Consider the following 20,269-nt stretch of genomic DNA (forward strand, 5'->3'; position numbering starts at 1 on the left):
ATGCAAGAAAATACGGTAGAAAAAGAGATAAAAACGCAAGAGCGAGTCATAGATCTTTTTAAAAACGAGCTTGGCTACGAATATATAGGCGATCTGCAAGGACTTGATAATAAAAACATAAGAGAGGACGAGCTTAGGACGTGGCTGCAAGGACGTGGCTACAGCGATAAGCTTATAGATAAAGCCTTAAAAAAACTACTATATGAAAATCACACAAGCGGCGGTCGAAAACTATACGATGCAAATGAAGTCATATATTCGCTTTTAAGATACGGCGTAAAAGTAATAGAAGAAGTAGGCGAAAATAATCAGAGCGTCTGGCTCATCGACTGGGGTAATCCGCTGGCAAATAAATTTAGCATAGCTGAGGAAGTAAGCGTAAAAACTGCAAACGGCGAATTTGACAAACGCCCCGATATAGTGCTTTATATAAACGGTATAGCCGTTTGCGTGCTAGAGCTAAAACGCTCAAGCGTGTCGGTTGGCGAAGGCATAAGGCAAAATTTGTCAAGCCAAGATAAGAGGTTTATAGAGAGCTTTTTTACTACCGTGCAGCTTGTAATGGCTGGAAATGAAAGCGAAGGGCTAAGATACGGCGTGATAGAAACGCCTGAAAAATACTTCTTAGAATTTAAAGAAAACGGCGAAAAACTAAGCTTGTATGGCGGACTTAAAGCGCTTTGCAGGCGCGAGAGGCTGATTGAAATTTTACACGACTTTATCATATACGACTGTGGGATAAAAAAGACTTGTAGGCACAATCAATACTTCGGTGTAAAGCGTGCGCAGGAGTTTTTACGTGACAAAAAAGGCGGTATCATCTGGCATACACAAGGTAGCGGCAAAAGCCTAAGTATGGTCTGGCTCGCAAAATTGATAAAAGAAAATTTAAACTCTAGGGTGCTTATCATCACGGATAGAACCGAGCTTGACGAGCAGATAGAAATGGTCTTTAATGGCGTAAAAGAAAGCATTTACAGAACAAAAAGCGGAGCTGATTTGCTAGAAAAATTAAGCAACTCCGAGCATTCACTCATATGTTCGTTGGTACATAAATTTGGCAGAAACGGCGCAGAAGACGAAAGCGATGATGGTGCCATGAGCGCGTATCTGGACGATATCAAACGCAGAGCTGGAAATTTTAAGGTAAATGGCGATGTAGTTGTATTTGTAGATGAGTGCCACAGAACGCAATCCGGAAAGCTACACGAAGCTATGAAAATGTTAATGCCTAATGCAATTTTTATCGGCTTTACGGGAACGCCGCTTTTAAAAAATGACAAAAAAAGCTCGGTGCAAGTATTTGGCGAGTTTATACATACATATAAATTTGACGAAGCGGTGCGTGACGGCGTGGTGCTAGACCTTGTATATGAAGCTAGGGATATCGAGCAGTGGCTAGGCTCAAAAGATAAACTAGACAAAGAATTTGAAAACAAAACAAGAGGGCTAAGCAACCTGGCTAAGGGCGAAGTAAAGGCTAGATGGGCGACTTTACAAAAGCTTATGAGCTCAAAACAAAGGCTCGATAAAATCGTAGGCGATATACTTTTTGACATGGAAAATAAAACTAGGCTAAGAGAACGTGGAAATGCGATATTTGTCTGCTCTAGCATATATGAAGCATGCGAGGCATATAAGATTTTTAGCGATAACGGATTTGAACAAAAATGTGCCGTGATATCTAGCTACAGACCGACTGCGTCAGCGATAAGAAACGAAATAACTCCAGATGGTATGAGCGACGGCGAATATAAGTATAAAATTTACAAACAGATGATAGCCAACTACTATGGCATAGACACTAAAGATGTAGATGATGCTAAAGCCGATAAGTTTGAGCTAGACGTAAAAAAAGAGTTTAAAGAAAAACCTGAACAAATGAAGCTTTTAATCGTCGTCGATAAGCTCTTAACTGGTTTTGACGCACCAAGCGCGACATATCTGTATATCGATAAACCTATGCGCGATCATGGGCTTTTTCAAGCTATATGCCGAGTAAACCGACTAGACGGAGAGAGCAAAGAGTATGGATATATCGTGGATTATCGCGATCTTTTTAAGAGCTTAGAAAAAGCGTATAGCGATTATACAAAAGAGGCGTTTGAGGGGTATGACGAGAGCGATATTGCTGGACTTTTAAAAGATAGACTCGAAAAAGGTAAAGAAGACCTAGAAAATACATGGGAAACCTTGAGTGCGATATGCGAGGGCGTGAAGTCGCCTAAAGGAAATAAAGAATTTATAGAGTATTTCTGCGGCGATAGTAGAGAAAATTTAAGAGACGAGATGCAGACCAGAAGGCTTAGCTTCTACCGTGCGGTTGCGAGTTTTATTAGAGCGTATGACGGAGTAGCAAATGAACTTTTAAAGCTAGGGTATAGTATAGAGCAAGAGCAGCAATGGGCTAATCGCGTAAAGAACTTCTCTATGCTAAGAGATGCCGTCAAACTAGCAAGCGGAGATTATGTAGATATGCGCAAATGGGATAGTGACATGCGTACGCTTATCAATAGATATGTAAATGCCAGTGACAGCAAGGTCTTGGCGGAATTTGAGGACAAAGGTCTACTCGAAATTTTAATCCAAAATGAGGGCATTAGCGAAGAAGAAAATGGGGCACTAGGTGGCAACGAATCAGCTGCAGAAGCAATAGAAAACAATATAAGACGCATAATCGTTGATAGCAATCCGCTAAATCCAAAATTCTACGAAAACTTATCTCAAATACTAGACGAGCTGATAGAGCAACGTAAAAAAGGCGCGTTGGACTATGAAAAGTATCTAAAAGAGGTTATAGGTCTAGCCAAACAGCTAAAAAACAAAAGCACTGGCAAAACCTATCCTGCACCGGTAAACACCACAGCAAAACAAGCTATATATGATAACTTTAGTCAAGATATAGACTGGATCGCCAGACTAGACGAGGCAATCAAAACATATAAACCAGACGGGTATATCGGTAACATAATGAAAGAACGTGAACTAATGCGCACCATAAAACCGCTATCGGACGAAAAGAATTTGGATATAGACAGGCTTTTTGGGCTTATAAAACTACAAAAAGAATACCAATGAGGATAGGCTCGGTTTATGTCACTGTAGCACGAAAGAATATAAAAAACTTACACATCTCCGTAATGCCGCCAAATGGCGAAGTAAGAGTAAGTGCGCCGTTTGATGTGAGCGATGATAGAATTCGCATAGCTGTAGCTGGCAGGCTTGCGTGGATACGTAAACATCAAAATATTTATAACTCGCAAGAGCGCATAGGCGCAAGAGAGATAGTAAGTGGTGAAAGTCACTATCTATGGGGTGAGCGGTATTTAATGCAGGTAATAAACGGGGTCGGCGGCGTGACGGTAAAGCATAATAAGATGGTATTAAGTGTGCGAGATGGCGGAAATTTTGAAAGTAGAAAACGAATTTTAGAAAAATTCTACCGAAATGAACTAAGGACAAAAATAGCAAAAATACTAGAAATTTGGGAAACAAAAATCGGAGTAAAATCAAGCTCTATAAGAATCCTAAAAATGAAAACCAAATGGGGAAGTTGTAATATAAAAGATGGCAATATTGTTATCAACTACGAACTCGCAAAAAAACCGCTAGAATGCCTAGAATACATAGTCGTTCATGAGCTTGTACATATATTAGAAAGGCATCATAATAAAAAATTTATAGCGTACATGGATAAATTTTTACCAAACTGGCAAATCATAAAAAGCATGCTAAATGCATTGCCACTAGAGTATATATAAACTCAATATTATTAAATAAAGGCAAAATGGTTTATTGAGTTTATCTTTCACAACAAATTTCTCAAATTTTATATTTATGGACATAAAAATGTCTTTTCTATTAAGTAAAATAGCTCCAACAAAAGCAAAAAGGAGCTTATCATGCAAAAAGAGAATTTTTTCGTAGATAATGAGATATATGAGCTTGCAACACTTTGGGTGCTTCGTGCCATTTTTTATGCTGGAGGAGAAAAAGAGTTTTTAAGATGCCGAAGCGATGATGTCTTAGAGTTTTTGGATATATGCACAAGTGAGCCCAAAGAAGAAGACATTGAGGCTTTAAAAAATAGGCTTTGGCTCCTTGAAAAAAGCAAAATTTCATGCGAGTTAAAAGAGCTTGAGCACAACCTAAATTTACTTCAAGAAAATTTAGGTCTAAATGAGACCGAAAAAGAGATTTTGAGATTTGCCGCGATCATGTATAACTATGAAGTAGTCTCAAACGCTTGTGATCTGCTAGGAGAGCTAAACACCAGACAGGCCATAAAAGCGATCTCAAAGATACTAAAACTAAAATTTAGCGATGTGCAAAATGCCTTTAGAAAAGATGGAGTTTTTGCTAGGACCTCGATACTAAAAATAGATAGTTACGGACGCAGTCTAAGGTCAAAAACCGATGTTATAAATAATAGTTTCATGGGTGATTTGTTTGTTGAGTGCAAAAGCATAGACGAGATATTTGAAAGTGCGATAAAGCCATGCAGCAAGACAAATTTGACTACAAAAAACTACCCTCACATAAAAGAAGATGTGAAAATTTTGCTCTCGTTTCTAAAAAATGCCACTCGCAAAAAGCAAAAGGGAGTAAATGTGCTCCTTTATGGCTCAGCTGGGACTGGTAAAACTGAGTTTAGTAAAGCAGTAGCTAGTGAGCTAAATTTAAAACTTTACGAAGTAGCTTATGATGATGGAGATGGTTACGCAAACGAGTACCAAAGGATAAGATCATATTGCCTTGCACAAAGTGTATTGTCTGCTGGGTCAAATTTGCTGATGTATGACGAAGCAGAAGATATATTTAATACCAAAAATGATGAGAAAAGGCAATATGGCAAAGCCTTTATAAATAGATCCCTTGAGACTAACGAAGTGCCAACTATCTGGATAACAAATAATATCCTTGACATGGATGAAGCTGTAGTTAGAAGGTTTAACCTAGCCATAGAGATAGGCATACCAACTGAAGATGTAAGAGCTAAGATCATAAAAAAATATAGTGAAAATTTGATAGACAGTAAGCTTGTTAAAAAGCTAGCTAAAAATCGATTTGTAGCTCCAGCAGTCGTTAGTAACGCTAGCTTAGTCGTTTCAAATTTAAACACAAAAGACAAAAATAAAGCCTTTGAGCGAGTGATAAGCAACACTTTAAAAGCACAAGGCTACGACGAGATAGAAAAAGACGAGAAGCCAAGCGTTGATCTGCCAAGCAGCTATGATCCAAATTTCGTAAACTCAGACTGCGACCTAACCGAGCTAATGCAAGGCATAAAAGCGAGCAAAAACGCAAGGATATGCCTTTACGGTGTGCCTGGAACTGGCAAAAGTGCTTACGCTAAATTTATTGCTAAAAGCCTAAAAAAGCCAATCATCATTAAAAAAGGAAGCGATCTTTTGTCGATGTTTGTAGGAGGAACTGAGCAAAATATAGCTCTAGCCTTCAAAGAAGCCAAAGATAAGAAAGCCGTGCTAGTCTTTGACGAAGTAGATAGCTTTTTGCAAGATAGAAGCATGGCTGCAAGAAGCTGGGAGGTAACGCAGGTGAATGAGATGCTAGTGCAGATGGAGAGCTTTGATGGCATCTTTATCGCAACGACAAATTTGATAGACAATCTTGATAAAGCCTGTCTTAGAAGATTTGATCTAAAGCTTGAGTTCGGGTATTTACTGCCAGAGCAAGCGCAAAATTTATTTAAAAAAGAGTGTGCGCTATTAAAAGTAAAATTTGATGAAAATGCAAGCAAAAAGGTCTCAAACCTTGGCTTGCTAGCACCTGGAGACTTTGCCAGTGTGAGAAGACAAGCTAAATTTAGACCTATAAAAAATAGCGACGACTTTTGTCATAGACTTGAGCTAGAAGTTGCACTAAAAAATGAAGAAAAGAGCGTGAAGATAGGGTTTTAGGGATGATCCCTAACGAGGTCTTTTGTCTGACTTGTCAGACAAAAAGTATCCTCGCCCAGATGGAATAAAAGATAACTTTTTGATAGATGATATCATATGTATGCGAATAGTGAGCTGGTTATGGATTGTATTTTTTAATCCGTTTAAGGCAGTATTAAAAAATGGTTTAAGAATTTTATAATGAAATAAAAAGAACCTTGTGTGGTTTTGATGTCATAATATGACAATTTTTAATATGTTAAAAATTTTTAATATTTTTAACAAGTTGTTGCCAATATGTTAAAAATATTAAAAATTTTACAAATTACCAACCATTAGCAAGTTATAAAATTAAGCCTCGTTTTAGGATTTCAAATAGCCTTAAATTTACGAAGTAATTTATACGACCGAGCTTTACACATTTAAAGGCATTTAATTTTTCGCAAATTTTAAGATATTTAGAAGCGGTTTGCCTGGAGATATTTAGTTTTTTTTCTACCGATTCTATTTTTGTATACGGGTATGAAAAAAGTAACTCAACAAAATCCTTGCTATATACACTTCGCTCTTTTTCCTGCAAGAGCTCGCTAAATTCTCTTATAGCATCGTCTATTTCTTTTATTAGTGTGACGGATGCCTCTGCGGTACGCTCTATACCGTTTAGCATATACTCTATCCATTCGCTCCACTCGCCGTTTTTGCTTACATTTTCTAAAAGTTCATAGTATTTGGATTTGTTTTTTATGATATAGGCACTTAGATATAAAATAGGTAGATCAAGAAGCTTTTTGTGCGTTAGATATAAGACATTTATGATGCGTCCAGTTCTGCCGTTTCCGTCGTAAAACGGATGAATGGTTTCAAATTGATAGTGGATCATTGCCAGCCTAATTAGTGGATCAAGCTCGTCTAAGTCCTCGTTTATATACTTTTCTAAATTTGCCATCAATCTATTTATATCATCTATGTGTTGTGGAGGTATATGCTTTATCTCACCTGTAGCAGGATTTTTAAGCATAGTTCCGCTTTGGATGCGAAAGCCGGCGTTGTTGCGTTGCAATCGTTTTTGAATCTCCAGTATATGGCGAGTTAAAAATAGATTATCTTTTTTTATAAGCGAGTAGCCCTTCTTTAAGGCGATTTCGTAGTTCATTACTTCTTTTGCGCTTTGCGCGATCTTTGTTTCGTCTATTTGCGCTAAAAATAGCTCATCGTGCGTCGTGATAATATTTTCGATCGCACTTGAGTCTTTTGCTTCTTGTAATACGAGAGAATTTATCAAAATATCATGGTTTGGTATGGTTTTTATAAAGCCATTTAGCTCGCCTAGTTTTCTTGAGGCTCTATTGAGTGCTTTATAAATTTGCTCAGTAGGCTTAAAATCCAGCGGAAGCTCTTGGGGTATAAATTCTCTTTTTTGGGTCATTGTGTTTGCCTATATAATGTATACGATTTAAATTTATGGTTTTATTTTTATAAATGGTAAGTAACAGAATTAAACATCTTAATCCGTTTATAGTTGTTGGATTATACAACTTTTTCTGCAAATAAGCCACAAATTATGCTTTATATAGTTTCTTTACCATCTCTTTACCACTATCAGGCATCAGCTTTGCATATCTTAGGGTGTGATTGATGTCTGAGTGGTTCATGAGCTTTTTTATCGTTAGTATTGGGGTGCCGGCTATGGCTAGATGAGAGGCGAACGTATGCCTTAACGTATGTATTACGACTCTATTTGCACTGTCCTCTGGCGCAAGACCATCATTAAAGAGCTTGTTTAATAGATGCTGCAAAACGTTTTGGAGAGTAGCGTAGGGTTTATCAACAAGAGCGTCATTTGGTGAAATTTTCGTGTAGATTTTGTTGATCAACACCAATGCCTCATCGCTTAAAAATCCAGTGTATCTTTTATTTTCTGGATTCTTGCTTTTAAAGTCGGTTATGTTTACGCTCATATTTGAAAGTGATATATCTTTTTTCTTTATATTCAATATGCCATCAAGCCTAGCTCCAGTACATAAAGCAAGTTCTACGAATAACTCTAACGCAAAATCTCCTTTGCAGGCTAGCTCTTTGCGTAAAAGCTCGATTTCCACAAGTTCTAAAAATCTCTCTCGTTTATTATCTGGTTTTTTGATCTTTATATCAAATGGACTAAGATGAGATATAAGCTTTTGTTTTATAGCGTAGTTAAAAATCGTTCTTATTATGCCCATAATAGCATTTGTACGCGATTGTGATAGCTTGCGACCGGTTCTGCTAGACACAGTTTCTTTTATATTTTTAAAATGCTCTTGTATCATCTCGGAGCTTATCAAGCTTGTAACGATACTTCCGAATTTACTTTTATGATACTGCTCATACATACAAATTTGCTCTTTAATGTTTTCCGTTTTATCTGGCGTTTGTTCGAGCCTATAATCAAAAAATGCTTTTGCTATGTCATCAAATTTTAAACCACCTTTAACAAGCTGTTTCTTAGTTATACTATCCGGTAGCTCGCCGTTTCTCTTTTTGGTGTCGTATTCTTTCTTTTTATTATAGGCGTAGGTTACGTTTACGCCTTCTGATTTTGAGCCTACTTTTATGTCTTTGCCGTCTAATCTTACGTAAAAAATCATATCGTTATTTTCGGGAATATAAATTCTAACTCCCGGATATTTATTTGTATTTGCAAATTTATTATAAGACATTAAAGCCATTTAAGGTTTCTCCTTTTACTTAAAAAGTGGCGAAGCATTTTTCCCCTTTATTTCCCCTCTATTTTTATAAAAATACATGATATTTTAGGATAGCTTAGAATAAGCTTAATCAATAAAATCGCCTATTTTAGGTATTTTTGTAGTATATTAGAGGTATATAAAATACTTTAAGAAATAGTATTATACGAACCCAGCATCCGGAGCCATTTATATTCAAAAATCCTTTTAAAACCCCGATTTTTACAATGTTTCAAGAGCTTTAAGTTTTCTTAGTTTTATAAAATTTGTTCCCTATTTGTTCCCGAAATTTTTTAATATTCCAATTTCTCGCCATGTTTTCTAAGTCAATCTAAGATGCTTTATTTTTTGTTTTTAAAAACAAGAAAACATTTTTTATCCTAAATTACTCTAAAATACCCTAAGGAATCATAGGGTATTAAAAATTTTTTCAAAAACTATCCAAAAACTACTCAAAATAGCAAGAGTAAATGAAAAGTACATATAATTAGTTATATAAGAATAAGCATAAGGAGAAAATGGGATGCTTAACGAACTATATAACGATGTAGAGTACAAAACGCTTCTTGAGCACATATCTAGCCAATATAAAGGAAAGGTAGTTCTAGACAGAAAGCAAACCGCAGGGGTTCTTGGCATCGGCGTATCTACTCTTGATCTTCGTATATCGCAGGGCAGAGATATTTCGCGTTATATAAAGATGGGAGATGCAAAGAATTCTCGCATAGCGTTTGCGATAACGAACATTGCGACTTATATTTTTCAAAAAAGGGTTAAAACATGTTCTTAATTTCTATAGTAGATAATAAAGAAAAGGACTAAAAATGAGTAATGCCCTTCAAATAGGCGGACACAGCCTAGTTCTTTGTGTAAGAAGCGAATTCTTGACGCTCAAAAATACTATTATAAGGTATGAGCACAATGTTAGAGAGATCAAACACGCCTCTAAGATCGGATATCTTAGAGGTAACAGCCGAAATAATAGATATATAGCGCTTAGCGAGTATAACAACAACGGCCACATGCGAGAGATTGCAGCCGGAGATAAAGAATTTAATGATAAGAAATACATAAAAACGCTTTTGAGAGAATACCACGAAAAAATCAAAGCCGACTACGAAGCCCAAACTAAAATCTATAAAAACGGCAAGGCGGTAAAGAATCGTTGGCGCAACAACATGGTTGGGTTTTCCGAAGCGATCATAAGTTTCGGCACCGAGCGTCCAAAGATCCCAAAGAAGGACTAAATCAAACCGAAGTTAATTTTGTTAATGCTCAAGTTTCGCTTGACAGAGTTCTTGAATTTGCGAGATAGTACTGTGCAAAACATGGCGTAAAGTGTTTATTGATTAGCGAACATAACGACGAAAAGGCTAAGCATTATCAGCTTATTTTTACGAACTACCAATTTGAAAACCATAAAAATCTTAGGTTTAACGGCAAGGGCGAAACGCTAAAATTTGGCAGAAGTATGCAAGAAATGGGAGGGGCGGCGTTTAAGGGCATAGCATTGCGCGGCGAGCTAGGCTCTAAGATGAGGCATAAAAATATAAAACAAATGCACAAAACCGAAAAAGAGTATAGTAATGAGCAAAAGTTTAAAAATAAAATTAGACAATTCATAGTCGATGAAGCAAGAAAGTATATAAAAAAGAAAGAGTCTATGTTTGGCAAAGACTATTTGAGATTGGAAATCGAGGACGATAAGACTTTTATAACGAGTCTTACGAATTTAGTATTAGATCAAATGCAAAATAATATAAGTATAGTTACCGACGTAGAACTAAAACAAAGGGTTTACGAGCTAACGAATCAACTAATAAACAAGGGTGAGATAATTGCAAAAAATAACGAGCTGAATCAATCCAATGAAAATCTAATCCAAGAAAATAAAAATCTAAAAGAGATTAACGCGAACCTAAACAATCAAGACAATATTATAAAAGATAGGAATTTGCAAATAAACAACCTCTCGGCCGAGCTAATCCAAAAAGAAGATGAAAACAATAAATTAAAAAGCCGATTAGAAAATATTGAAGCTGATATAGCGCAAATAGATAAACTAAAACAAAAAGCCGACCAAAGCGATGCCCTACAAAGCAAGCTCGAAGAAGCTAATACAGATCTAGAAAGTAAAGAAAAAACAAATCAGTCTTTGAAACAAAGAAACGAAGAGCTGGAGGCGTCGATAAGTAACGAGAATGCCTTAAAGGAAGACAATGAAAGCAAGCTACTACAAATCGTTAAACTACAAACTTCTATAAATGGCAAAGTTCAAAGAATATCTGAGCTAGGAGAAGAAGTAAAAGTTAAAGACGAAAGGATATAAAATTTACAGGATAAGTTAACTATATTAGAAAGCTTTAAAACGAAGGTTATTAATTTTATCTCAAAAATAAGCAATTTAATACCGAATTTTAGTAAGCTACTGGATGATGAGCCTACAGAGATAAAAAATGAGATAAAAGGCAAAGCATACAGTAGGGATGGGATGGAGATATAAGCAAGTTATCGGCAGCAAGAAATCTTTAATAGATTGTTATAGAGTGGGTACCGGTAGGACAAATTTTATCAAAATGACTAATATGTGATTTTGCTTTCAAAATACGATTTTAAAGACAAATTTAGCCAAAAGAGTAATATGCTAAATTTGCATATTACTTAAATAATTCTTAAAAAAATATACTAATTTTAAAACTAAATTTACATTTGCAGTTGTATAATAATCTCATAATTTTCAGTAATACCAGAAAGGAGCAAAAATGGAAGAGATCGTAAAGACCACCTGTCCATATTGCGGTACGGGCTGCGGCATCGATCTTATCGTGCGAAACGGTAGAATCGTAGACGCCAAACCCAGCAAAGACCACCACGTAAACGACGGCGAGCTTTGCTTAAAAGGAATGTTCGGATGGGAGTTCGTAAACTCTCCTAAACGCTTAAGCCGACCGATGATGAGAAAGCTAAACGGCGTCTATGACAAGTGCGGCGAGCTTGAAGAAGTGAGTTTTGAGGAGGTTTATGATTTCCTCGCGGATAAATTTAAATCCACCGTCGAAAAATACGGCTCAAGCTCGATCATGGGCTTTAGCTCCGCGCGCTCAAATAACGAAGACAACTACGTTTTCCAGAAATTTTTCCGCGCCCAGGGCAGCAACAACGTCGATCACTGCGCCCGTCTTTGACACGCTCCTACAGTGGCAGGTCTTGCCAGCACGCTAGGAAACGGAACGATGACTAATGATTTGGTCGAATTTGCGACCGATACGGACGTATTTTTACTCATCGGTACCAACACGAGCGAGTGCCACCCGATCATCGCTATGCAGATGCAGCGCGGCCTTCAGCGAGGCGCGAAGATGATCGTCGTAGATCCAAAGCGCACCGATATGGCCAAAAAAGCCGATATTTTCTTGCAAATCCCGATCGGAGCGAATATCAAAACGCTAAATACGATGATGCACGTCATAATCGCCGAAAATTTGCAAGATAGCGAGTTTATCGAGAAGTACTCCGAGGGATTTGAATATCTAAAAGAAGCGGTTAAGGACTTTACGCCTGAGCGTTTCGAGCGTGAAACTGGCGTAAAAAAAGAGCTCATCATAGAGGCAGCTAGGATGTATGCTAAAGCAGGCGCGGCGGCGATTTGCTACACGATGGGTATCACGCAGTTTAGCGACGGTACGTCAAACGTCTTTTCGCTATCAAATTTAGCCGTTTTAACCGGAAATTTGGGCAAAAAGGGTGCGGGCGTAAATCCTCTGCGCGGTCAAAACAACGTCCAAGGCGCATGCGACATGGGCGCGCTGCCTAACGTAATCCCGGCAGGCGCGGTAAATAGCCCTTATGCACAGGAGCAAGCGCGCAAAGTATGGCACTTTGAGCTAAATCCGGTTCCGGGCTTTAAGCTAACGCAAGCGCCGGATAAAATGGATAGCGGCGAGCTAAAAGTCCTCTACGTCTACGGCGAAAACCCCGTAATGAGCGACCCTTGGACCGAGCACTTCGCCCACGCCGTGCATCATCTAGACTGCTTTATAGTGCAGGATTTGTTTTTCACAGAGAGCGCGCATAAGGCCGATGTGGTGCTACCTGCCGCGGGCTGGGGTGAAAAGGACGGAACCTTTATCAACACCTCTCGCCGCGTCCAACGCACGCGCAAGGCTAGTGAGCCCGTTAACGGCGTGGAGCCCGACTGGAAGGTCGTTTGCAACATCGCAAACCGCATGGGGCTAGAGGGGTTTGATTTTGCGAGCCCTGAACAAATTTGGAACGAGCTAAGGGAGCTTATGCCTAAATTTTTCGGCGGTATCAGCTACTATAGACTAGGCAAGCTAGGCGGTATCAGCTGGCCATGCCCGGACGAGGAGCATCCGGGTACGCCGGTGCTTTACGCAGATCACAAGTCCATGCTGCCTGGCGGCAAATTCCGCTTCGCGCCGGTACTTTACGTAGATGATAAAGAGGAGCGCGCAAAGGCTGAGGCTGAATTTAGAGCCAAGATGAATATCCCGGACGGCTACCCAGTCGGTAGCGGCGCGCTTAGTGAAGTGCCTGATGAGGTATATCCGTGCCTATTTACGACCGGACGCAAGGTCTATCACTACCACACCGGCACGATGACTAGAGAGTGTCCGGCTCTTGAATACGGTGCTGGCATCGAGGGCGCGCTCATAGAGGTGAGTCCCGATATCGCTCGCGAGAGGGAGCTAGAGGAGGGCTGCTACGCGCTCGTACAAAACAAACGCGGTCAGATCGCCGCCAAACTGCGAGTAAATCCGGATCTAAAAGAAGGCACGATATTTACGACCTTCCACTACAGCGAGGCCGACGGTAACGAGCTAGCCAACGCCGGCGATCCCGATCCGCTCTCGGGCATCACGCCGCTAAAGATGACGATAGCAAATATCAGGCGTCTAAGCGAAGAGGAATTTATCAAATTTAGAGAGCAAAACGAGATGTCGATGCACTCGGCAAATCCGTATTTATCGCCTGTTAGAGCATAAATTTAGGGCGGGAGACCGCCCTTTTATACTTAAATTTATCCATTTTATTTTAAATTTACCCGCATTCAAATTTGACGAACTACCGCGTAAAATTTAATAAAGCTAAAGAAGCGTGAGTCAAATTTGACGCAGACAAACCGCGTCAAATTTGATGAGATTACTCGCCCCTGCAATCTCGGCGAGAGCGAGCTAAATTTTAAGATTTTATTTTAAGCCTATCGCCAGCATAGTAGGCGAGCTTCCAGGTTGGAGTTTGTTTTAGGTCTTTAAAGCCGTAGCCGCGAGCCTTGACTCTATCGCCGTAGATTTTTTCTATCATAGCCGATTCGCCTACTAGCAGCGCCTTTGTCGAGCACATCGCCGCACAAACCGGCACCTTTCCTTCTGAAATTCTATCCTGGCCGTACTCTTCACGCTCGGCTTCGCTATTTGTCGGTAGCGGACCACCTGCACACATCGTACATTTATCCATAACGCCTCTTGCACCAAATACACCATCTTTAGGGAATTGTGGTGCGCCGAACGGACACGCGTATAGGCAGTATCCGCAGCCGATGCAGATATCTTTGTCGTGTAGTACTACGCCGTCGGCTCTGATATAAAAACAATCGACCGGGCAAACCAGTGAGCACGGCGCATCCTCGCAGTGCATGCAAGCTATCGAGGTCGATATTTCCTTGCCCGGTACGCCTTCGTTTAATGTGATGACGCGGCGGCGACGGATGCCAAGAGGCAGCTCGTGAGCCTCGTCGCAAGCTACCGCACAGCCGTTACAGTCGATGCATCTATCGTCGTCGCAGTAAAATTTAAGTCTATTGTTATCGTTAAATTCGCTCATTTTACGCCTTTTCTATGCGGCATAGACCGCTTTTGGTTTCAGGAATCTGAGTGTTTATATCATATCCGTAGTTAGTGACGGTATTTGCGCTCTCGCCTACCGCATAAGGCTTTGTGCCTTCCGGGAAATTACCAGTCATATCGGCGCCTTGCATATAGCCCGCATAATGAAACGGCATAAAGATGGTGTCGGGTTTAACGGACGGTACTACTCTAGCGCGCACCTTAACCTTAGTGCCCTCAGGCGAATGAACCCAGATGAAATCCCAGTTTTTAATGCCGTGTTTAGCCGCAAGCTCAGGGTGGATATCCGCAAACATCTCAGGCGTTAGACGGCTTAGATACATACTAGCTCTCGTCTCCATGCCCGCGCCGCTAAAATTTACGAGGCGAGCCGTCGTGAGGATAATAGGAAACTCTTTTGAGTAGTCCTTTGCTAGCTGGACGGATTTAAATTTCGTATCGACGCGGTTTTGAAGTTTCTTATCCTCAAAGCTCGGATACTTCTGCGCCAGATCGAATCTAGGCGTATGCAGCGGCTCTCTGTGAAGAGGAATTTGATCCGCAAAAGTCCAAACGATCGTTCTAGCTCGCGCGTTGCCGTACGGAGCGATGTTTTTCTCCATGCATTTTTTAGCGATGATATTACTATCGTCATGTATCCAGCTGCCGCCTATTTTAGCCTTTTCATCTTCGGTTAGCGTGATGCCTAGCACCTTTTCGATGTTATCTTTTTTGATCTCCGGATATCCGCCCTTGACAAACGAATCTACGGGCGCGCTACCGTCTGCGGCTAATTGGCTAACTCCGTTATGCTCTAAGCCGAAGCGGTTTCTAAAACCCATACCGCCTTGCCTAACGGACTTGTTTATATCGTAAAGTATCGGGCTGCCCGGATGATCCTCCGTCCAGCACGGCCACGGCAAGCCGTAGTATTCGCCTTCGACTACGGTGCCCGGTTTTCCTAGACTTGTTTTTTCGTCAAATTTATCCCAGTTTTCTTGGTGCTTTTTGAGCCTTTCCGGAGTCCAACCCGTCATGCCGATAGTTTTTATTATATTTGCGATCTCGCGCGTAGCGACCTCAGGCCACTCGATCTTGCCTTCGGCGTCTCTGATCGTGCGCGTTAGCTCGTCATAGTAGCCTAGCCTTTTGGCAAGCTCAAACAAAATTTCGTGATCTGGCATACTCTCAAAGAGAGGCTCTACGACCTGGCTTCTCCACTGGCCGCTGCGGTTTGTGGCCACGACCGTACCGCTAGTTTCAAACTGCGTCGCCGCAGGCAGTATATAGACGTCGTCTTTTTTGTCCGTTATCACGCCGGCATCGTTTACGAAAGGATCTACCAGCACTAAAAGCTCAAGCGCATCTAGGCCTTCTTTTACTTTTACTTGTTGCGCGGTTGATGTGATACCGTTGCCGATTACCACTAAGGCTTTTATACTGTCGCCGGCATTATCTACGGCTTCGTTGCCGTTTTTACCGTCAAGCACGCCTGCCCACCATTTTGATAGCGTAAATCCGGGTTTAAACATCATTTCAGGCTTAACGAAATTCTTTTGGAGCCATTCAAAATCTACTTTCCACATCTTAGCGAAGTATTTCCAGTTGGCTTCGTTTTTTGGATAGTACCCGGGTAGCTCGGTCGGCAAATTCGCCATATCCGTCGCGCCTTGAACGTTGTCGTGACCGCGCAGAATATTACAGCCGCCGCCTGATACGCCCATATTTCCTAGCACTAGTTGCAGGATCGGAGCGATACGAGTGTTTGAGCTGCCTATGGTGTGTTGAGTTAGACCCATCGCCCAAACGACCGATCCCGGGCGATTTTTGGCGTAAACTTCGGTTATCTCAAGAAGCGTCTCTTTTTTGATCCCGCAAACATCGGCCACGACTTCGGGCGTCCATTTGGCAGCTTCTTCGCGGATCAGATCCATACCGTAGACGCGGTCGTTTATAAATTCCTTATCTTCCCAGCCGTTTTGAAAGATGATATTCATCATGCCGTACATAAAAGGTATATCCGTGCCGGTGCGAATTTGAGCAAAATAATCAGCCTTAGCCGCAGTTCTCGTGTATCTTGGATCGACCACGATTAGCTTTGCGCCGTTATTTTCCTTCGCTTTTAGAAAATGTCTAAAGCCGACCGGGTGATTTACCGCCGGATTTGCGCCCACTATAAAGATAGACTTCGCGTTTTGGATATCTCCAAGATGATTGGTCATAGCTCCGTAACCCCAAGTATTCGCCACACCGGCGACTGTAGAGCTGTGTCAAAGACGTGCTTGGTGATCTAGGTTATTAGTCCCGAACATCGCTACGAATTTGCTTATATAATAGCTTTGTTCGTTGCAATCTTTTGCAGAGCCTAGAAACATCACTTGTTCAGGATTTTTTTCGCGATACGCTTTTAGTTTAGCACCGATTTCATCAAGAGCCTCTTTATAGCTGATGCGTTTCCATTTGCCGCCTACTTTTTTCATCGGGTATTTTACACGGCAGTGAGAGCGCACCATATCGATGACGTCGCTACCCTTACAGCAGTGGCCGCCAGCACTTACCGGGTGATCTTGAGCTACCTCTTGGCGTACCCAAACGCCGTTTTCTACCTCGGCGCGCACTCCGCATCCAACGGAGCAAACCGTACAAACGGTTTTTACGATTTTAGAGTTTGGAAACGGATTTGCCATTTCTTCTTTTGTGGCGCTTCTAGTTACGCCGCTAGCGGCCAGTCCGCTCATGCTGCCCGCTACGCCCGCTAGCGCGGCCATTTTTAAAAACGATCTTCGCCCGACTGCGTTTGAGTGGGGCATAAGACGTAAATTTGCCTCAGACATATTTATCCTTTCTTAAATTTTATTATTTCGCTTGTTCGTAGTATAGATCCCAGTTTTTGCTTCTTTTATAAAGCACTTCGGTCTTTTTGCTTTTGCCGTATTTTAGGTTTGACGCCGCTGCCGTCGCTACTCCGGCCGTAGCCGCTGCCGCGCCGACTAGCCCCGCCTTTTTTAAAAATTCTCGCCTATTTTTTTGCATTTTCTTCCTCCATAGCTTTTAGCTTTCTCACTCGGTTTTTTTGTCTTCTTATGGCCTCAGATCTTGAAACTCCGTCCAAGGTCTTTTTGTTTTTGCCTTGATTTATAGGACGCGGCGCGCTTAAAACTACGCGCTCAAACTCTATAAATCCTTGCAGAAGCACTGCGACGTCTTTATAAATTTCGCTGCTTTCGTGGTTAAAAAGACTCTCTATAAACTCGTCGATGTTTGGGTTTATGATCTCTTTAAAAAGCTGCTCCTCAAGCTCGCCGTATAGCTCACGCTTGCCCTCGCGCGCTATAAATTCGCTCATTAGCGCAAACACGAAGCCCACGTTATCTTCGTTTTCTTTAAATTTAGCCTCGTCGCGCCTAATGTCTGTGGGGGCTAAAATTTTACGCACTTTTGCGCAGGCGTGCCCGACCTCGTAGCCCTCGTCGTAGTAGGACAGCGAGTTTCTAAGCGGACTTGGCAGAGCGTGGAAAATTTCATCGAATTCATCCGCTAAATTTTGCGAATTTTTCTCGTCGAATTTTGCCTGTATGCGCATTATCGCGGCGGCCGATTCCTCGTTTAGAGCGTGCGCCGAGGCAAGGCCTAGCATCGCGTTTACGCCGCTAAATCTATCGGCTTCTTGGCTAAAAACGAAAAAACGCGAAAATAGCGAGTAGTAAAGCCCACGTCCCGCCGCAAATTCGCCCTTGCTAGTCATCGCCTTCCTTTATCATTTTTGTCTATTTTTTGAGATTTTTCTCGATTGTGAAACTATACTACTTTTTGGCTTATTTCTTATACTTAAAAAAAAATAAATCAAAAAAATTAATATATGCTTAAATATGCCTTAGTTGCATATTGCTTACGGCGAATTTTAGGAGGTAAAATAAATATGAAATTTCAGCATATATATTGCATTTACGCTTCATTTTGATATTTACTTTTAACTAGGCTATTTTAACGGGCGTTAAACGAGCCTAAATTTAAAATCAGGAGCGAAATTTGCAAAATTTCGGGGCTCACTCAAGCCCCAAAAACGCTCCTTCGTCAAATTTAAAATAAATATTTTCGCCGACTCTAAAATTTTGCGAATTCGCCGCCAGCGTTTTAATCAAAAAGTCGCCGACTTTGATTTTCACCAAAAGCTCTTTGCCAAGATAGAGCGAAACCGAGTGCAAGATGCCGCCTAAGTAGCCTTCTATCGGCGTTTTGCTTAGCGTTATTTTACTTGGATTTACGGCGATTTTTACGGCATTACGTAAATTTTGCGGCAAATTTACGTTCGCGTTTTCGTCAAATTTTAAAACCCCGCCATGCGCGTCAAAAATATTTTTGTACTCAAATTCGCACACGCGGCCCTTGTGTAAAAAGACGTTTTCTTCGGTGACCGCGCTTAGCCATTTGTCGTCGTGGCTAGCGATCACAAAGCCGCAGCCGTATCTTTGCCGCATATAAAGCACCGCCTTGCCGAAAAGCTTTGAGGTGCCCACGTCCACGCTATTTGTCGGCTCGTCTAGTAGATAAAGCCGCGATCTAAGCGCCAAATTTAACGCAAAGCTAACGCGCTGCGTCTGTCCCGAGCTAAGCTCAAAGTGGCGCTTGTTCAAAAAGCTCTCGTTAAGCCCGACCAAATTTAACGCCTCGCTCGCCCTTTCGTTAAATTCCGCTAGCACTCCGCGGCTTTTTAAAACGGCTCTAAAATTTTCCCTCACGGAGCGTTTTAAAAGTGCCGGTTCGGGCAACAAAATGCTAACGTCGCGCAGTAAATTTAGACTCGGCGCGCTGCTCCCCCACAGCCGCACTTCGCCGCTAGTGGGCTTTTGTAAAAACGACATTACTCGCATCAGCGTGCTTTTGCCGCTGCCGTTGCTGCCCGTTAGCGCGGTGATTTTACTAACGTCGATATCAAGGTGCGGGATGTTTAAAATCTCGCTCGCGCCGTAGTTTAGGCGTAAATTTCTAACGTTTATCACTTTGCGCCTTTCTCGTTAAATTTACAAAAGAGCTCAAATTTGACGCGCCTAGCCTGCTTTTTGCGAGCGTAAATTTTCTAAATTTATCAAATTTCATTTATCCAGCCTTTTTAGCGCGTGTATCGCCAAATTTACGGCAAACGCGATAAAGATGAGCACCAAAGCTAGCGCGATACCCATCGCAAACTCGCCCTTGTTCGTCTCCAGCGACACCGCAGTCGTGATCGTGCGGGTAAAATACTTGATGTTGCCACCTATCATCATCGCAATGCCCACTTCAGCCACGATTCTGCCGTAGGCTGTGGCGATAACTACCATGAGAGCGTAGCGCAACTCATAAAGCACGCAAAAAACTAGCTTTGCTGGCGCAAGGCGTAAATTTAGGATAGTTAGATAGTGCTTTGTCTCCATATTTTCAACCACGCTTGCAGTAAGCGAGATGATGATAGGAAGGGCTAGCACAAACTGACCCAGCATGACCGCTTTTAGCGTAAAGAGTAAATTTAGGCTGCCAAGCGGGCCATTTCTCGTGATAAATGCATATAAAATAAGACCGATCGCAACCGTTGGCATGGCAAGAGCTGTGTCACTTAGAAGGCGTAAAATTTTGCGGCCCTTAAAGTCATAAAATCCAAGCGAAAAACCAAGTGGAAAGCCTATAAGAACGGCAAAAAGTATCGACACACTTGATGTGTAAAGGGTAGCCTTGATGGCTGAATATGTTTCAAGATTGCCGTTTAAAAGTAGATTAAAGGCTTCTGCAAAGCCGTGAAGTAAAAAATCCAATTATTCTTTCCTAG

15 protein-coding genes are annotated in these 20,269 nt (G+C 41.3%); 7 read left to right on the top strand and 8 right to left on the bottom strand.

What is annotated here, in order from left to right:
* The 3 genes from B9N66_RS02445 (at position 1) to B9N66_RS02455 (ending at position 5,921) form a co-directional block, all read left to right on the top strand.
* The gene (locus B9N66_RS02445) at positions 1 to 3,078 is read left to right on the top strand and encodes a type I restriction endonuclease subunit R (RefSeq protein ID WP_087579745.1); all 3,078 of its coding nucleotides are present in this window, start codon (positions 1 to 3) and stop codon (positions 3,076 to 3,078) included.
* A gap of 62 nt (positions 3,079 to 3,140) precedes the next feature.
* On the top strand, positions 3,141 to 3,761 hold the full coding sequence (locus tag B9N66_RS02450) for a M48 family metallopeptidase (protein ID WP_257639750.1): 621 nt from the start codon (positions 3,141 to 3,143) through the stop codon (positions 3,759 to 3,761).
* 141 nt (positions 3,762 to 3,902) lie between these two features.
* Positions 3,903 to 5,921 carry an AAA family ATPase gene (locus B9N66_RS02455; protein WP_087579747.1) on the top strand — a complete coding sequence of 673 codons (2,019 nt, stop codon included), beginning with the start codon at positions 3,903 to 3,905 and terminating at the stop codon, positions 5,919 to 5,921.
* 322 nt (positions 5,922 to 6,243) lie between these two features.
* Here B9N66_RS02455 and B9N66_RS02460 read toward each other — a convergent pair whose 3' ends face one another.
* Both B9N66_RS02460 and B9N66_RS02465 read right to left on the bottom strand, forming a co-directional pair.
* On the bottom strand, positions 6,244 to 7,326 hold the full coding sequence (locus tag B9N66_RS02460) for a Fic family protein (protein ID WP_087579748.1): 1,083 nt from the start codon (positions 7,324 to 7,326) through the stop codon (positions 6,244 to 6,246).
* 133 nt (positions 7,327 to 7,459) lie between these two features.
* The gene (locus tag B9N66_RS02465) at positions 7,460 to 8,605 is read right to left on the bottom strand and encodes a tyrosine-type recombinase/integrase (protein ID WP_087579749.1); all 1,146 of its coding nucleotides are present in this window, start codon (positions 8,603 to 8,605) and stop codon (positions 7,460 to 7,462) included.
* A 541-nt stretch (positions 8,606 to 9,146) separates the two neighbouring features.
* Between B9N66_RS02465 and B9N66_RS02470 the strand changes: the two genes are divergently transcribed.
* From B9N66_RS02470 to B9N66_RS10050, 4 genes are all read left to right on the top strand, one after another.
* Positions 9,147 to 9,413: a hypothetical protein gene (locus tag B9N66_RS02470; RefSeq protein ID WP_087579750.1), complete on the top strand. Its 267-nt coding sequence runs from the start codon at positions 9,147 to 9,149 to the stop codon at positions 9,411 to 9,413.
* A gap of 34 nt (positions 9,414 to 9,447) precedes the next feature.
* A complete protein-coding gene (locus B9N66_RS09850; RefSeq protein ID WP_257639751.1) occupies positions 9,448 to 9,870 on the top strand; it encodes a hypothetical protein in 423 nt (140 codons plus the stop codon).
* Between the two features lie 98 nt (positions 9,871 to 9,968).
* On the top strand, positions 9,969 to 10,952 hold the full coding sequence (locus B9N66_RS09855) for a hypothetical protein (RefSeq protein WP_257639752.1): 984 nt from the start codon (positions 9,969 to 9,971) through the stop codon (positions 10,950 to 10,952).
* Between the two features lie 433 nt (positions 10,953 to 11,385).
* Positions 11,386 to 13,629 carry a molybdopterin oxidoreductase family protein gene (locus B9N66_RS10050; RefSeq protein WP_374057414.1) on the top strand — a complete coding sequence of 748 codons (2,244 nt, stop codon included), beginning with the start codon at positions 11,386 to 11,388 and terminating at the stop codon, positions 13,627 to 13,629.
* Between the two features lie 196 nt (positions 13,630 to 13,825).
* Here B9N66_RS10050 and fdh3B read toward each other — a convergent pair whose 3' ends face one another.
* The 6 genes from fdh3B to tupB all read right to left on the bottom strand — a co-directional run bounded on the left by fdh3B (position 13,826) and on the right by tupB (position 20,255).
* A complete protein-coding gene (gene fdh3B, locus B9N66_RS02490; protein ID WP_087579753.1) occupies positions 13,826 to 14,467 on the bottom strand; it encodes a formate dehydrogenase FDH3 subunit beta in 642 nt (213 codons plus the stop codon).
* 1 nt (position 14,468) lies between these two features.
* Positions 14,469 to 17,279, bottom strand: a complete 2,811-nt coding sequence (locus tag B9N66_RS02495) for a formate dehydrogenase subunit alpha (RefSeq protein ID WP_087579874.1) — start codon at positions 17,277 to 17,279, stop codon at positions 14,469 to 14,471.
* A gap of 46 nt (positions 17,280 to 17,325) precedes the next feature.
* Positions 17,326 to 17,502, bottom strand: coding sequence for a twin-arginine translocation signal domain-containing protein (locus tag B9N66_RS02500; protein ID WP_084040950.1), 177 nt, complete (start codon positions 17,500 to 17,502; stop codon positions 17,326 to 17,328).
* Positions 17,489 to 18,214, bottom strand: a complete 726-nt coding sequence (locus B9N66_RS02505) for a TorD/DmsD family molecular chaperone (protein ID WP_087579754.1) — start codon at positions 18,212 to 18,214, stop codon at positions 17,489 to 17,491. The genes B9N66_RS02500 and B9N66_RS02505 overlap by 14 nt, the downstream gene beginning before the upstream one ends.
* Positions 18,215 to 18,515: 301 nt before the next feature.
* Positions 18,516 to 19,469, bottom strand: coding sequence for a tungstate ABC transporter ATP-binding protein TupC (gene tupC / locus B9N66_RS02510; protein WP_087579755.1), 954 nt, complete (start codon positions 19,467 to 19,469; stop codon positions 18,516 to 18,518).
* 93 nt (positions 19,470 to 19,562) lie between these two features.
* Complete coding sequence (gene tupB, locus B9N66_RS02515; protein ID WP_087579756.1) at positions 19,563 to 20,255, bottom strand: tungstate ABC transporter permease TupB; 693 nt, start codon at positions 20,253 to 20,255, stop codon at positions 19,563 to 19,565.
* Positions 20,256 to 20,269 lie beyond the last annotated feature (14 nt).

This window comes from Campylobacter concisus (assembly GCF_002165775.1).
Taxonomy (GTDB): Bacteria; Campylobacterota; Campylobacteria; order Campylobacterales; family Campylobacteraceae; genus Campylobacter_A; species Campylobacter_A concisus_E.